Below are 14,745 nucleotides of genomic sequence, written 5' to 3' on the forward strand. Positions count from 1 at the left end.
CCGTGACGTGCGGGGCGGGGAGCTGTGCGGGGTGTGTGGCGCGGACCGTGGTCCGCGGGCTTGCGGAACGCGCCCGGCATCCGTCTGCAGGCCTTGGGCCGTCCACCTGCCACGACACTAACTAACTAATTAGTCAGCCCACAAGTCTTGACTTGCCTTCGCCCCGGTCCCACTCTGACTAACCAATTAGTCAGCCTGATCACGGCAGGTTCGGCAGTCGCACCTGCCGTCCGTTCCGGGCACAGCCTCACCGCCCATCGCCGCCGTCGCGGCGCGGAGGAGGACCACATGCACCCCCCGACCACCCGGGCAGCCGCCGCCGTCTCCCCAGCTCCGCCGGGGCCGCCCCCGGAGCACCCCGGGGAAGCGCTGCCCGCGCGCTACTACACGGATCCGGCCATCACCGAGGCCGAGACCGAACGCATCTTCGCCAAGTCCTGGCAGCTCGCCTGCCATGAATCCGACCTTCCCGGCCCCGGCGCACGGCTCACCGCCACCGTCGCCGGCCGGGAGGTGCTGGTCGTCCGTACCGAGGACGGCGGACTCGCGGCCCATCTCAACGTGTGCCGGCACCGCGGCACCCGCCTGGTCAGCGCACCCGAGCCGGCGGGCAAGGCGATCCGCTGCCCGTACCACGGCTGGACCTACAAACTGGACGGACGGCTGGTCGGCGCCCCGGAGGCGCGCCGGATCCCCTGTCTGGACAAGCCCCGGCTCGGCCTGCACCCGGTCAACATCGAGTCCTTCCTCGGTTTCGTCTTCGTCAACCTCGACCTGGAGGCGACCCCGCTCGCCGAGAGCTGCGCCGGGCTCGCCGAGGCCGTCGGCCACTACACCGGGCCGGGCCTCGTCCCCATCGGCAAATACCGCATCCACGACCCTGCGGGCGGCGAGGAGCAGAACGCCAACTGGAAGGTGATCGTCGACAACTATCTGGAGGGCTATCACGTCCCGGTCGCCCACCCCGCGCTCATGCGACTGCTCGACTACCAGGCGTACACGGTGGACGTGCGGGAGAACTACGTCCTGTTCGAGTCCCCGCTGCGCGACAAGCCCTCCTCGAACTGGACCGAGCGGCTCTACCAGCGGCTGGCCACCCCGATGCCGGGGCTGACCGAGGCCGACCGGCGCGTGTGGCGGTACGCCGTGATCTATCCGAACACGCTCATCGACTTCTACCCTGACCACGTGCTCGCGTGGACCGCCTTGCCCACCGCCCAGGACCGGGCGGCGATCCCGGGCGCCTTCTACACCCGGCACGGGGAGAGCGTGCGCACCCGGCTGGCCCGGCGGCTGAACATCCACATCGGCTGGGTCACCAACGACGAGGACGCCGAGCTGGTGGAACGCGTGCAGGCCGGCCTGCAGACCCCCGGCTTCGAGCCGGGCCCGCTGTCGCAGCGCGAGGCCGCCGTCGGCTGGTTCGCCGGCCGGGTCCGCGGCGACCTGGACGGGGACACGCGGTGACGGCCGCCCGCCACCCGGCCGCCGCGCCGCACCCGCCCGGAGCCGTCCGCCTCGCGTCGGGCTTATCCGGCACCCGCTGACGCACGCACCCTCCCCAGACCGGTCTTCACTACGGAGTCAGGGCCTCCGTGAGCCGACCAGCCGGTCCCGCCCTGGAGTTGTGCCGTTCCTCGACGGAGAGGACGTTCCATGTCCCCCGAGGTACCCCCACCGACCCGTCGCGCCCTCCTGCGGGCCGGCGCCTGCGGCTTGCTCGGCGCCGCGGCCGGTGGCTGCGGGTTCATGCCCGCCAGAACGCCCGACGCCCAGCAGCTCGCCCCGGTGCGGGCGCGCGTCGACGGCGATCTCGTCTACTTCAACTGGGCCGACTTCGTCGACCCGTCCGTGTTCAAGGGCTTCGAGAAGGAGTACGGCGTCAAGGTCGTCCAGTCGAACTTCGACTCGATGGAGGGAATGGTCGCCAAGCTCAACGCCGGCAACCGCTACGACATCGTCTTCCCCACCGCCAAGTGGGCCCAGCGCCTGGTCCGCGGCGGGCGGCTGCGCCGTATCGACCACTCCCAGCTCACCAACGCGCACGCCGTGTTCGGCAGGTACGCGTACTTCGCCGACCCGTGGTACGACCCCGGCTCCGCGCACACCGTGCCCTTCACCGCCTACAAGACCGGCATCGGCTGGCGCCGCGACCGCGTCGGCGAGCTGACCGGATCCTGGAAGGACCTGTGGAGCGACAAGGCCAGGGGCAAGGTCTTCCTGCTGGACGACCGGGACGAGGTCCTCGGCATGGGCGCCCTCGCCCTCGGCCTGGACGTGAGCACCGGGAACACCCGTGACCTCGACCGCATCACGTCCCTGCTGGGCACCCTGCGGCCGCGACTGCGCGGCTTCTCCAGCGACAGCTACAACAACCTCCTCAACGGCAACGCCGTCATGACACAGGCGTGGAGCGGCGACATGGCCGCCATGCTCAACCAGGCCAAGGACCCCTCCGTGTTCGGCTTCGAGGCCCCGCGGGAGGGCACGCCGATCAATTCCGACTGCTACGCCATCCCCTGGAACGCCCCCCACCCGGGCACCGCGATGCTCTTCATCGACTACATGCTGCGGCCGGAGAACGTGAAGAAGAACATCGAGTACATCGGCTACCCGATGCCCGTGGCCGGTTCCGAGAAGATCTACGCGGAGCTGGTCAAGCCGTTCCCCGAGTGCCTCGTCACCGAGGACGACCTCAAGGCGGACCTGTTCTTCCGCAACGGCGGCCGCGCGGCGGAGGACGCCCGCGACACCGCCTGGACCCATGTGAAGGCGGGCTGATCCATGGCACCGCTCCGCCACTCCTCGCGCACCCGCCGGCGCCGTCCGGACGCCACCGGCACCCGCATGTGGACCTGGTTCATGCTGCCCGGCACCCTCTGGATGACCGGCTTCCTGATCGCCTCGCTCGTGCTCGTGGCCGTGCTCGCGGTCGGCACCACCGACGACCTCGGCAACCCGCGATTCGGCTTCGACCTCGCCGGTGTCCGCGCCCTCGCCGACCCCGCCTACACCGAGGTGCTCGCGCGCTCCGTCGGCTACGCCCTGCTGACCTGCGCGATCTGCCTGCTGATCGCCTACCCGGTGGCGTACACCATCGCCCTGCACGGCGGCCGGTACAAGCACGCCCTGATCGCCGCGATCGTGGTGCCGTTCTTCGCCAACTACCTGGTCCGCATGTACGGCTGGTCGGTGGTCCTCTCCGACGACGGACCAGTGCTGCGCGCCCTGCGTGCCGTCGGAGTCGCCGACGGGGACACGAAGATCCTCAACACCGGCGTCGGCGTGGTCGCGGGACTCGTCTACGGCTTCGTCGTCTTCATGATCATCCCGTTGTACGCGGCCCTGGAACGCCTCGACGTCTCCCTCATCGAGGCCGGCCGCGACCTGTACGGCGGCCCGGTCCGCACGTTCGTCTTCGTCACCATGCCCGCCACCCGGCAGGGCGCGGCGGCCGGACTCGTCCTGGTCTTCCTGCCCGCCATGGGCGACTTCGTCAGCGCACAGCTCATGGGAGGCCCGGACCAGATCATGATCGGCAACCTCATCCAGGACAAGTTCTTCCAGGGCCAGAACTGGCCGCTGGGCTCCGCGCTCACCATGCTGCTGATGCTGGTCCTGCTGATCGGGATGTTCGGCTACCTGCGGCGCACCCGCAAGGACGAGGCGGAGGCACCCCGATGACCCTGATCAAACTGCCCTCCGCGACCGCCCCGGCCCGCCCGGCCGCCCGGCGCCGCGCGCGGCACGGCCGTGCCGACCGCAGGCCCCGTGTCCTCATCGCGGTCACAGGGCTCTTCTTCGCCCTGCTCTACCTGCCCATCGCCGTCGTGGCCCTGTTCTCCTTCAACTCCAAGAAGTCCCTGACCGTGTTCGGCGGGTTCAGCCTGCGCTGGTACCGGGCGTTCGCCCACGACGACGTGCTCATCGCGTCGCTGGGCACCAGCCTGCGGATCTCCCTGGTGGCGATGGCCGGATCGGTGGTGCTCGGGGTGGCGCTCGCGCTCGGCCTGGTCCGCTGCCGCACCCGGCTCGGCTCACTGGCCGGCCTGATCATGCTGGTACCGCTGATCACCCCGGAGATCGTCACCGGCGTCGCGTCGATGCTGCTGTTCAAGGGCCTGGGCGTGACCCTGTCCACGAGCACGGTGATGCTCGCCGAGATCACCTTCTCCATCTCCTACGTCACGGTCATCCTGCGCTCCCGGGTCGCGGCGCTGAACCCGGAGGTGGAGGAGGCCGCCATGGACCTCGGCGCCACCCGCTGGCAGGCGGTCCGCCTGGTGACCCTGCCGGCCCTGCTGCCCGCGGTGCTCGCCTCCGCCGTGCTGATCTTCGCCCTCGTCTTCGACGACTTCGTCCTCGCCTACTTCACCACCGGCGTCGACCCCCAGCCGCTGTCGGTGCGGATCTACTCGGCGATCCGCTTCGGGGTGCAGCCCACCATCAACGCCGTCGGCACGCTGATGCTCGCGGGATCCATCTGCCTGATCGCCCTGGCGCTGTTCATCCCGCGCCTCTTCGGCCGCCGCGCCGGCCTCGACATCCTCTCCGGAGAGTGACTCCATGGACGCGACTCCCGCCGTCCGGCTCGACGGCGTCTCCAAGCAGTTCGCCGACTCCTACGCCGTGCACCGTCTCGACCTCGACATCGAGGCCGGCCACTTCTTCTCCCTGCTGGGCCCGTCCGGCTGCGGCAAGACCACCACGCTGCGCATGATCGGCGGATTCAGCGATCCCACCGAGGGCTCGGTGCTGCTCGCGGGCGAGGACGTAACCGCGCTGCCGCCGAACCGGCGCAACGTCAACACGGTCTTCCAGAGCTACGCGCTGTTCGACCATCTGAGCATCGCCGACAACGTCACCTTCGGGCTCAAGCGCAAGGGCGTCGCCAAGGCCGAGACACGGCAGCGCGTCGGCGAGATGCTGGACCTGGTCCAGCTCGGCGGCCTCGCCGAACGCAGGCCCCGTACCCTCTCCGGCGGCCAGCGCCAGCGCGTCGCGCTGGCCCGCGCGCTGGTCAACCGTCCGGCCGTGGTCCTCCTCGACGAGCCGCTGGCCGCCCTCGACCTCAAGCTGCGCCGCCAGATGCAGGTGGAGCTCAAGCAGATCCAGCGCGAGGTCGGCATCACCTTCGTCTTCGTCACCCACGACCAGGACGAGGCGCTGACCATGTCCGACCGGATCGCCGTGATGAACGAGGGGCACATCGAACAGTGCGGCACCCCCGAGGACATCTACGAACACCCGGCCACCCGCTTCGTCGCGTCCTTCATGGGCACCTCCAACCTGATGAGCGGCACGTACCGCGCGGGTGAGGTCTCCCTGGACCGGGGCCCCGCGCTGTCGGTCGGCCCCCGCACCGGCATCGCGGACGGCACCGCCGTCAGCGTGTCCGTGCGCCCCGAGAAGATCTGGCTGTCGGACTTCGAACCGGGCATGTCGATGCTGAGCGGGGTCGTCCGCGACACCGTCTACAGCGGCCCGACCACGACCTATCTGATCGAACTCGCCCCGGGCGTCACGCTGTCGGTGCTGGAGCAGAACACGGCCCGTGCGCGCATGGAGGACCGCTGGAGCGGCGGCGAGACGGTGGAGTTCGGGTGGCGGCCCGAGCACTGCCTGGTCCTGGCCTGAGCGCCACCCGCCCCCGATTCCGCCGTACCGACGAAAGCGAAACTGATGCATCACGACGTGATCGTGCTCGGTGCCGGTCTGGCCGGGCTCGCCGCCGCCCGGGACCTGGCCGCCGCCGGCACCGACGTGCTCGTCCTGGAGGCCCGGGACCGCGTCGGCGGCCGGGTCGAGCAGACCCGGACACCCGACGGCCGCACCGTCCAGCTGGGCGGCGAGGTGGTCGGCCACGGACACACCGCCTACCTGGAACTCGCCAAGGAACTCGGCCTCGAACTGGTCCCCAGCTATGTCGCCGAGCCCGGCCGTATCACCCGTGCCACCCCGGAGGGCCGCTCGGCCGGTGATCCGCCGCACTGGTTCGGGCCGGGAGACGCGGGGCTGCACGAGCGGCTGGGCGCGGAGTTCGCCGCGCTCGCCGCCACCGTCGATCCGGACGCCCCCTGGTCGCATCCGGACGCGGCCGCCCTGGACCGGCTGTCCGTGGCCGACTGGCTGCGCTCGCGGCACGCCACGCCCGCGGTCGTACGCCTGTGGGACATCGGCCAACTCGCCCTGGCGGGCGGCTCGTACGAGCGGATCTCGCTACTGGCCGCACTGCGCAAGAGGGCGGCCGTCCCCGGTTCGGGTGCCGGAGACTACGACTACGACGACTGGGAGGGACTGCGGCTGGCCGAAGGATCGGCGACCCTCGCCGAGGTCCTCGGCCGGGAGCTGGGCCCCCGCGTCCGGCTCGGCTCACCCGTCGCCGCCGTCACGGTGCGCTCCGGCCGCTGTGCCGTTCGCCTGGCCACGGGCGAGGTCCTCACCGCCGGGGCCGTGGTCAGCGCCCTGCCCGTGGGTCCCCTGCGGTCCGTCGCCGTCAGCGGGGTGAGCGGGGCCCGGCTCGCCTCCCTGCACCGGCAGCGCCACGCGACGGCCGCGAAGTTCGCCGCCGTCTACGACCGTCCCTTCTGGCGGGCCGGCGATCTGAACGGGCTGTCCGAGTCCGAGGGGGTGCTGGGCAGCACCTGGCCGCAGAACGAGGGCGTCCTGTCGGCCCTGATACCGCCCGAGCGCTACGGCGTGCTGCTCGGCACCCCGCCCCAGCTGCGCGCCCCCGAGCTGCTCGGCGAGATGGCCGCCATGTTCGGTGACGAGGCGCTGCGGCCGAGCGCCTGCCATCTGCGGCTGTGGGGCACCGACCGGTGGACCCAGGGCTATGTCACCCAGTGGCCGCCGGGCGAGGTCATGGCGGTCGGCCCGCTGCACGGCACCCACGAGCCGCCGTTCTACGTCTGCGGCTCCGACCAGTGGGTCGCCGGGTACATGGAGGGCGCCGTCCGCACCGGCCGCGCCGCCGCCGGGGAGGCGCTGCGCCGTGGCTGACCTCGACCGCCCCACCACCGTCCTCAACCACATCGGCGGCAAGGAGGTGCCGGCCGCGTCCCTCGCCACGCTGCGGCTGATCGACCCGGCGACCGGACGCGAGCACGGCACCGCCCCGCTGTCCGGACCCGAGGACGTGGACGCGGCCTGCCGGGCGGCACAGGAAGCCTTCACCGGCTGGTCGGCCACGACTCCGGCGCAGCGGCAGTCCGCGCTGCTGCGCGTAGCCGACGCCCTGGAAAGGGAGGCCGACGCGCTGGCGAGTGCCGAGGTGACCGACACGGGCAAGCCGAGCGCCCTGTTCCTGGCGGACGAACTGCCCGCGATCGTCGACGTGCTGCGGTACTTCGCCGGAGCGGCCCGGAACCTGCCGGGCGCGGCGGCGGCCGAGTACACACCAGGCCGGACCTCCGTGCTGCGCCGGGAGCCGGTCGGGGTCTGCGCCCAGATCACACCGTGGAACTACCCACTGATGATGGCGGTGTGGAAGGTCGCCCCGGCGCTGGCCGCCGGCAACACCGTCGTGCTGAAACCGTCGGACAGCACGCCGTCGTCGGCCGCGCTGCTCGCCCGGCTGGCCGCCGAGCACCTGCCGCCGGGTGTGCTCAACGTGGTGTGCGGCGACCGTGACACGGGGCGCTCCCTCGTCGCCCACCCCTGTGTCCGGCTGGTGGCCGTCACCGGGAGTGTCCGCGCCGGACAGGAGATCGCGGCGGCGGCGGCCACCGACCTCAAACGGCTCCACCTCGAACTCGGCGGCAACGCACCGGTCCTGGTCCACGAGGACGCCGATCTCGACGACGCGGTCGAGCAGTTGTCGTCGCTGGCCTACTACAACGCGGGCCAGGACTGCACGGCCGCCACCAGGATCCTGGTCCACCGGCGGATCCACGACGCCTTCCTGGACGCGTTCGCCCGCGGGGCGGCACGGCTAGTACCGGGCGGCCCGGACGACGGGCGCGCCGATTTCGGCCCGCTCGCGAACGCCGCCCAGCTCGACTCCGTACGCGGCCTGCTGGATCGTCTCCCGGACCACGCCGAGATCGTCACCGGCGGTGCGGCCCTCGCCCGCCCGGGCTACTTCCATCAGGCCACGGTGGTCGCCGGCGCCCGCCAGGAGGACGAGATCGTGCGGAGCGAGGTGTTCGGACCGGTCGTCACCGTCCAGCCGTTCGCCGAGGAGGCTGAGGCCCTGCGGATGGCGAACACCGTGCCGCAGGGGCTGGCCGCGAGCGTCTGGACCCGCGACCACGACCGCGCCATGCGCGCGAGCCGCGCCCTGCACACAGGCATCGTCTGGGTCAACACCCATGGCACGACAGTCTCGGAGATGCCACACGGCGGAGTGCGTCACTCCGGCTACGGCAGCGACCTGTCCCTCACCGGCCTGCTCGACTACACACAGGTCAAGCACGTCATGTTGTGAGGGGGTGGCGGGCAGGTCGCACCGCCTCAGTTTCCTACAGGAGGCATCAGTATCACCACTGGACTGTGGCCGGATCAGGCATCTGACGAATGTTCGAACCTGGCCTACTCGGGGCTGGGCAATCCGCCCTTTTCCACCGTCGAGAGGCCACTGATGTCTCAGACCAGTGTCCACACCGCCGCCGTGCTCGAAGCCTGGCTGTCGGGCACCGAGAGCGCCTACGGCCAGTCCAACCCCGCCGGTCCGCTGTACGTCGGCGGTGCCGCCGCGGAGGCCGCACTGACCGATCCGAGCGACTCCCTGTACGGCTTCTGTTCCAGCCCGAGCGGGTCGCACGGCAGTTGGTGCTGCTGACCGGTCGCCCGTGGTGCCGCTGACCTTCGCCCGTACGCAGGAGCGCTGATCGTCCGCGGTGCTCCCGGGTCCCGCGCGGTGAACCGCGCGCCGTACGACGGCACGTCCGCACCGCACATCCGGTGCCGGGGTGCCGGCGTCGGGCGCGCGGTTCACCCCGTCTTGACGTCTTGTCCTTCCGGCGTCCGGCAGGGCGCCGCACGTGCGGCGGAATGTGGCGAGGAGCGGCTGCTGGAACGGGCCGCCGCGCGGGCGGTGCTGCTGGAGGGCCGGCTGGTCGAGGACGACGTCGAGGTGGATCTTCTGAACGGGGCGGCCGGTGGTGTCGTACCGCTGCTCGGCCTGGCCGCGGCGACCGGGCGGGACCGCTGGCTCGCGGCCGCCGCGCCCATCGGCCGCCGGCTGGCCGGGCTGGCCCGGGTGGACGCCGGGCCTGTCGGAGTCGTCCACACGCTGCTGCGGATGCACCGCTCGGCCGCCCTGCCCGACCCCCTGCTGCTCGACTGAGCCGGGCCTCCGTACCGTCCCGGGCGCGGAGCACGCCCAAGGCTGTTCTCACCCGTCGTAGGGCACGACCTTGAGGACCTTGCCCTGCGGACTCGACTCGATGTAGCCGCTCTGGCCGTAGGAGTTGCCGAGGTAGACGGACATCCCGGCGGGGCTGTCGAAGACGGAGTCCGGCAGGTTCACCAGCAGGTAGCGGGTGTTCGCGTCGTCGACCTTCAGCTTGCGCCGGCCCTCGGCCAGCAGGCCCGGGACCTTGTTCCAGTCGAAGTCGTCCAGGCCGAGGGGGGAGGTCCCGCTCCTGAGCGTGCTGCTGATGATGCCCTTCTGCACGCCCTGGCTGGGGCGGTAGGTGTACGAGTCGTACTTGGTGTCGCTGCCCTTCACCATGAGGTCGGCGGAGACGTATTGCGGATACACCGTGAGCGATCCGAACCGGTTGCGGCCGGTCTCCTTCTTGAAGGCGCTGATCGCGGTGCGGATGCCGGCCGGCGTCAGGAGGTCCGTCGTGCCGGTCCGTCCCTCGGCCGAGGGCGTGGCTGCCGAGGAGGCCGTGTCACCGGCCGCCGGTGACTTGGCGGCCGGCCGGCCGGAGGCGGTCGACGAGCCCGATGTGCCGGAGGTGTGGGCGTTCCCGTCGGGCAGCAGGGTCCAGACCAGCGCTCCAGCGAGGGCCACACCGGCGACGGGCAGGGCCACCACTGTCCAGCGGCGGCCGCGCCCCGGCCGCACCGCGACGGTGTGGGACCCGGGACGCGCGTCCTGCGGCCCCGGGGCGAACGTTGGCGCCGAGGCCGGCGGTGCGCCGTAGGGGCCCGTGGTCATCGCGGGCGCGGGCCCGAAGCCCGTGGTCGGGGACGCGGGTCCGGGCACCTGCGGGGCGGACGGCGGCTGCGGGGACGGTGGCCGCAGCGGGAACGAGGTGGGCATCTCGGCCTCGCGGGCGGCGGCGTCCAGCATCCGCTCCAGTTCCTGGGCGCCGGGCCGTGCCGCGGGATCCCGGACGAGGACCCGCGTCAGGACCTCCCGCAGCGGACCGGCGTTGACCGGCGGCGGGATGTCCTCACTCAGCACGGCGGCGAGCGTCGCCAGCGTGGTGGCCCGACGCAGCGGGTGGTGGCCCTCCACCGCCGTGTAGATCATCATCGCCAGCGACCACAGGTCCGACGCGGGACCGCCGTCCTTGCCGGAGACGCGTTCCGGGGCCATGAAGTCGGGGGTGCCGATGACCGCCCCCGTGGCCGTGAGAGAGGTCGACTCGCGGATCGCGGCGATACCGAAGTCGGTGAGCACCGGACGGCCATCGGGACGCAGCAGGACGTTCGCCGGCTTCACGTCGCGGTGCTGGATCCCGGCCTGGTGCGCGGCGTTGAGCGCGGCCAGCACCTCGCGTCCGATCCGCGCCGCCTCCACCGGGCTCATCGGGCCACGCGCGAGACGGTCGGCCAGGGAGCCGCCGGTGACGAGTTCCATGACGATCCAGGGGTAGCTTCCAGGACCGCCGTCGACCACGTGATGGATGGTCACCACGTTGGGGTGATCGACACGGGCCAGCGCGCGTGCCTCCCGCAGGACCCGTTCCCGCAGCGTCCCGGCCGCCTGCGGATCGTATTCGGCCAGATCGGGATCGGGCGGCCTGACCTCCTTGACGGCCACGCTCCGGTGCAGCACGAGGTCCCTCGCGCGCCAGACCATGCCCATGCCGCCACCGCCGAGCCGTGCCTCCAGCTCGAACCGCCCGTCGACAACCCGTCTGTGGCTGTCGTCGCCACCCGCTTCGCTCATGGGCGGGAAGCTTAGTTGCCGCCGCCGATAGCACGCGGATGGACCCCGTCCTCGCGGGCGCACGGCGTGCGGAGCGAACCCGGGGCACCGGCCCCGAGGCCACAATGCGCCATGCCAGGCAACGGGTGACCGGTTCCTGGCCCATGTCGCTCGACGATCAGGAAGGCAGGTCGGCCGGGATGCTGTTGCGACTGCCCATCTCCGTGTCCGAGGCGCAGGATTGTCTGGCCGAGGGAGCCGTGCCGATCGGCGGGGCCACCCTGCTGTGGGCCGAGTGGCAGCGGGACGGGTTCCCCGAACAGGCGATGTCGCTGCGCGGTGTCCCGGAGGCCAACGCCGTCGGGCGCGAGACGGCCGCCGCCGGGGTGGGGACCGGGGCCGTACGCCGGACGGCGACGGTCGGCGGCAACCTCGTGGGCAGCACGCTGCGTTGCCTGTTGCCTGCTGCCGGCCGCGGTCGTCCTGGACGCGCGTGCGACGATACTGGGGCCCGAGGGCATTCGGGAGACAGACCTGGCGGAGTTGACGGCCAAGCGTCCGCTCCTGCTGGCCCTCCACTGGCGCGCGCCCGTCGCCATTGCCTACCGCAAGCTACCGGCCGAGGCGGGCGGGGCGCCGCCGCTCACCGTCGCCACGGCCCTGCGCCGTGACGGCGGCGGACAGCGCGGGCTGCACGTCGCCGTGCGCCACGGATACGACGTGCTCAGCGGCAGCGCCCCGGGCGGGGCGGGCGCCGAGGACGCGGTGCGCACGCTGCGGCGGACGGAGCTGGCCGAAGTCCCCGCCGCCGCCTGGGAGGTGGTCGGCGCACCCAGCTGATCAGCGGGGCCGCGCCAGGCGTTCCTGGAGGCGGGCGTGCCGGAACTGGTACACCGGGCCGGTCGCCCGGAGCAGGTTGCGGCGGCGGGCGTCCTCCAGGAACGCCATCAGGCGCACCGGGGTGCCCTCGCGGGCGGAGAGCTGAAGGGCGGTGGCGGCGGTGGCGACGGCCGTGTTGCAGACCGGGCCGGCCATGACAGCCGTCAGCAGCGCACCCGAGAACGCGGCCAGTGCGCCCAGGGGCGAGCCCAAGAACCAGGCCACCAGGGGCCCGGCCAGCAGCCCCACCGCGACCCCGGTCAACAGGCCGAGGACGAGGCGCAGTCCGAGGTGGTGCCGCCACACATCCCTGGGCCCGACCGAACGGGTGTCCTGCAACGGTGGGCGGTTGTAGTGCTCCCGTACGTCGTCGTACCAGGAGCCCGCTCCGGCGGACAGGAACGGCACGCCCGCCACGATCTGGTGGCCGCGGCCCGTCACTAGTACCCCGGTGTACCCGAGCGGCAGGGTGGTGAGGAAGCAAAGCCACGCGGGCGGCGGGTTGTCGCCCGGCAGCAGGGGGACGCTCAGTGTCGCCGCTGTGCCGAGGACCAGCCACTCCACCACGCCCGAGACGATCGCTCCCGGAGTGAAGATGTCCCGCCAGCCGGCACTCTGCAACGGCTGCGGATCACTGAGTTCCGCGAAGCGGTCGCCGGCCGCCCAGCCGCCCAGGACCGCACCCGGGACCGCGAGCAGCACGGTGGACAGGGTGGGGGAGGCCAGCCACATCACGACGGAGGTGGGCACCCCGCACACCACGCTGACCAGCGCCCACATGGCGAGCCGTCTGGGCCGGACCTCCGCCCACCCCGTGATGTGCCACCACCGCAGGTCCCGGTCCCCCTCGCCGGCGAGGCGCCGCGCGACGAACCGCAGGGTCCGCTCCGCCGTCTCCGCGGACCATCGGGGGGCCGGGGTGCCGGCCCGCGGGGTGTAGGCGGCGGTGACGGCGTGGTCCAGCAGATGGTTCTCGACCTCGCTGGACGTGTCGAAGCGGGCGCTGTCGAGGAGTTCGTCCACCGGACCGTCGTCGGCGTAGATGTCCCGTACCAGGGTGATCGTCAGCGGCTTGGCGAGGGCGCGGGCCACCGCGCTGTCCGGGGCATGCAGCAGCCGGTCGGTGAGCGCCCGCCACGCGGCGGGCGCCGGGTCGGGCAGCTGGTCGAGCAGGTACGTGGCGGCCTCGGCCGGCTCGACGGGCTGGATCTCCAGCGCCACGGCGCTGCCCAGCCGGGCGCACCTCTTCGCGGTCAGTACGGCCTCCAGCGCCCGGGAGACCAACACCAGCCGGCACGGAGCCTGCGCCAGCGCGGTCACCATCGCGCCCCGCAGCTTGTTGCCGTCGACCTCGTCGAGCCCGTCCAGGAACAGTGCCACCCGTCCCGACTCCAGGAGCTGCCGGGCCCGCCCGCGCCCGCCCCGCCCGGCGAACAGCGTGTACTCCCGGGACAGCCGTTGCGCCGCCCACTCCGTCGGCTTCTCCCGGGCCGGGTCCCAGCCGTCGAGCGTCAGCAGCACTGGCACCGGGACACGCGCCCGCTCCTTCGCACTGAGGTCCGGCCGGGCGCGGTGGCGCAGCGCGGCCAGCAGCAGCAGCACCGCGGTGGCCGTCTTGCCCACCGCCGGCGCACCCAGCAGAAGCAGCCGGCCCGAGGCCAACCCGCCGTAAACGGCGTGCAGATCGTCCAGTCCACCACCGGCCCGCAGCCGCTCCTGGGTCACCGCCGCCAGGCCGGGCAGCGGTTCGAACCGGGCCCACCGGCCCTTGGCGGTCGCCGCGCCGACGGGACCCGACAGGTCCCGGCCGGTCACCCGCCAGCGCGGCGGCAGCGGGGGCGGCTCCAGCAGCCGCCGTAGGCCGGCCTCCTCCTGCCACTGCGTCCACACAGCGCGGGCCAGCTCGTCGGCCGAGGCGTCCAGCGGGGTCGGGGGCTCGGAGCCGTGGTGGTGATGGACGTTCTGCGTGCTGCCGGCGCCGGTCTGCAGCACGACCGGCCCGTGGAAGGCGTTGCCGCTCACCCCGTCCGGCCCGGCACCTGACCCGCTCATCCCGCCGTCCCGAAGCGGATGTCCTGGGTGCTGTGCGCACCCGTCTGGAAGGCGACCGGCCCGCGAAAGGTGTTCCCGGACACCGCCCCGCCGGTTTCCTCGCCCCCGGTCCGCGCCCGCAGCGCGTCGAGCCCGGCCACCAGCTCGTCCCGCTCCGCCGCCGCCACACTCTCCAGCAGCGCGGCGAACTCCCCGCGCCATACGCGTGCCTGCACCTCGCGCTGCCACTCCCGTTCCCCCTCGTCCTCGCCCGCCGCCAGCGCGGCGGCGGTGCGGTCCAGCCGCTCCAGCGCCTCACCTTCCCGGTCCGGGTCACCGCGGCCGACCAGCCGGGCGCACCGTGTCCGGAACCACGCCCACAGGTCCGAACCGGCGGCCTCCACCACCGCGGTGCCCCCCGCCGCGGCGGCCGCCGTCATCACCTCGTCAAGCATCGCCAACCCCCAGTCCAGCCTTAACGTCCTGAACCATCCTGAATCCGGACAGGGACCCTAGCGCGGCGCGCACTCGAACCAGACGGTTTTCCCGATTCCCGGACCGGGCACCACGCCCACTTGTCGACCATGGCGTCCAGCAGAAGAAGACCCCGCCCGCATTCGGCCTCCGCTGGGGAGACGTCCTGCGGGCAGGGCAGCCGGGATGGCCCGTCGGCCACCTCCACCCGCACCGCCGACACCAGCCGCAGCACCGCCAACGAGCAGCGCAGGTCCGGTCAAAACCCGCTGCTGTTGCAGTGGTTGACCTGCGACCATCAGATTAAGAAC

General features: G+C 72.5%; 12 protein-coding genes and 1 pseudogene. 10 read left to right on the forward strand and 3 right to left on the reverse strand.

The window, feature by feature from the left end:
- The first annotated feature begins 288 nt into the window (after positions 1-288).
- From ACFVVO_RS32070 to ACFVVO_RS32110, 9 genes are all read left to right on the forward strand, one after another.
- Positions 289-1,467: an aromatic ring-hydroxylating dioxygenase subunit alpha gene (locus tag ACFVVO_RS32070; protein WP_390059647.1), complete on the forward strand. Its 1,179-nt coding sequence runs from the start codon at positions 289-291 to the stop codon at positions 1,465-1,467.
- A 189-nt stretch (positions 1,468-1,656) separates the two neighbouring features.
- On the forward strand, positions 1,657-2,781 hold the full coding sequence (locus ACFVVO_RS32075; RefSeq protein ID WP_390059649.1) for a spermidine/putrescine ABC transporter substrate-binding protein: 1,125 nt from the start codon (positions 1,657-1,659) through the stop codon (positions 2,779-2,781).
- A 3-nt stretch (positions 2,782-2,784) separates the two neighbouring features.
- The gene (locus ACFVVO_RS32080) at positions 2,785-3,684 is read left to right on the forward strand and encodes an ABC transporter permease (RefSeq protein ID WP_390059651.1); all 900 of its coding nucleotides are present in this window, start codon (positions 2,785-2,787) and stop codon (positions 3,682-3,684) included.
- The gene (locus ACFVVO_RS32085) at positions 3,681-4,562 is read left to right on the forward strand and encodes an ABC transporter permease (protein WP_390059652.1); all 882 of its coding nucleotides are present in this window, start codon (positions 3,681-3,683) and stop codon (positions 4,560-4,562) included. Before ACFVVO_RS32080 ends, ACFVVO_RS32085 begins: the two co-directional genes overlap by 4 nt.
- A 4-nt stretch (positions 4,563-4,566) precedes the next feature.
- Complete coding sequence (locus ACFVVO_RS32090; RefSeq protein ID WP_390059654.1) at positions 4,567-5,637, forward strand: ABC transporter ATP-binding protein; 1,071 nt, start codon at positions 4,567-4,569, stop codon at positions 5,635-5,637.
- Between the two features lie 45 nt (positions 5,638-5,682).
- Complete coding sequence (locus ACFVVO_RS32095) at positions 5,683-7,002, forward strand: flavin monoamine oxidase family protein (protein WP_390059656.1); 1,320 nt, start codon at positions 5,683-5,685, stop codon at positions 7,000-7,002.
- A complete protein-coding gene (locus tag ACFVVO_RS32100; protein ID WP_390059658.1) occupies positions 6,995-8,428 on the forward strand; it encodes an aminobutyraldehyde dehydrogenase in 1,434 nt (477 codons plus the stop codon). Before ACFVVO_RS32095 ends, ACFVVO_RS32100 begins: the two co-directional genes overlap by 8 nt.
- A 153-nt stretch (positions 8,429-8,581) precedes the next feature.
- Positions 8,582-8,782, forward strand: a complete 201-nt coding sequence (locus ACFVVO_RS32105; RefSeq protein ID WP_390059659.1) for a DUF6229 family protein — start codon at positions 8,582-8,584, stop codon at positions 8,780-8,782.
- 162 nt (positions 8,783-8,944) lie between these two features.
- Positions 8,945-9,289: a hypothetical protein gene (locus ACFVVO_RS32110; protein ID WP_390059660.1), complete on the forward strand. Its 345-nt coding sequence runs from the start codon at positions 8,945-8,947 to the stop codon at positions 9,287-9,289.
- Positions 9,290-9,337: 48 nt separating this feature from the next.
- On the opposite strand, the gene ACFVVO_RS32115 is transcribed toward ACFVVO_RS32110, so the two are convergent.
- On the reverse strand, positions 9,338-11,071 hold the full coding sequence (locus ACFVVO_RS32115) for a protein kinase (protein ID WP_390059661.1): 1,734 nt from the start codon (positions 11,069-11,071) through the stop codon (positions 9,338-9,340).
- A 179-nt stretch (positions 11,072-11,250) separates the two neighbouring features.
- Here ACFVVO_RS32115 and ACFVVO_RS32120 point away from each other — a divergent pair.
- Positions 11,251-11,890 (forward strand): annotated as a pseudogene (locus tag ACFVVO_RS32120) (FAD dependent dehydrogenase).
- Here ACFVVO_RS32120 and ACFVVO_RS32125 read toward each other — a convergent pair.
- Positions 11,891-13,981 (reverse strand): hypothetical protein, encoded by a 2,091-nt coding sequence (locus ACFVVO_RS32125; protein ID WP_390059662.1) that lies wholly within the window; start codon positions 13,979-13,981, stop codon positions 11,891-11,893. It lies immediately after the preceding pseudogene.
- Positions 13,978-14,415 carry a hypothetical protein gene (locus ACFVVO_RS32130; protein ID WP_390059664.1) on the reverse strand — a complete coding sequence of 146 codons (438 nt, stop codon included), beginning with the start codon at positions 14,413-14,415 and terminating at the stop codon, positions 13,978-13,980. Before ACFVVO_RS32130 ends, ACFVVO_RS32125 begins: the two co-directional genes overlap by 4 nt.
- Between the last annotated feature and the right edge of the window lie 330 nt (positions 14,416-14,745).

It is taken from the genome of Streptomyces sp. NPDC058145 (assembly GCF_042884245.1).
Lineage (GTDB): Bacteria > Actinomycetota > Actinomycetes > Streptomycetales > Streptomycetaceae > Streptomyces.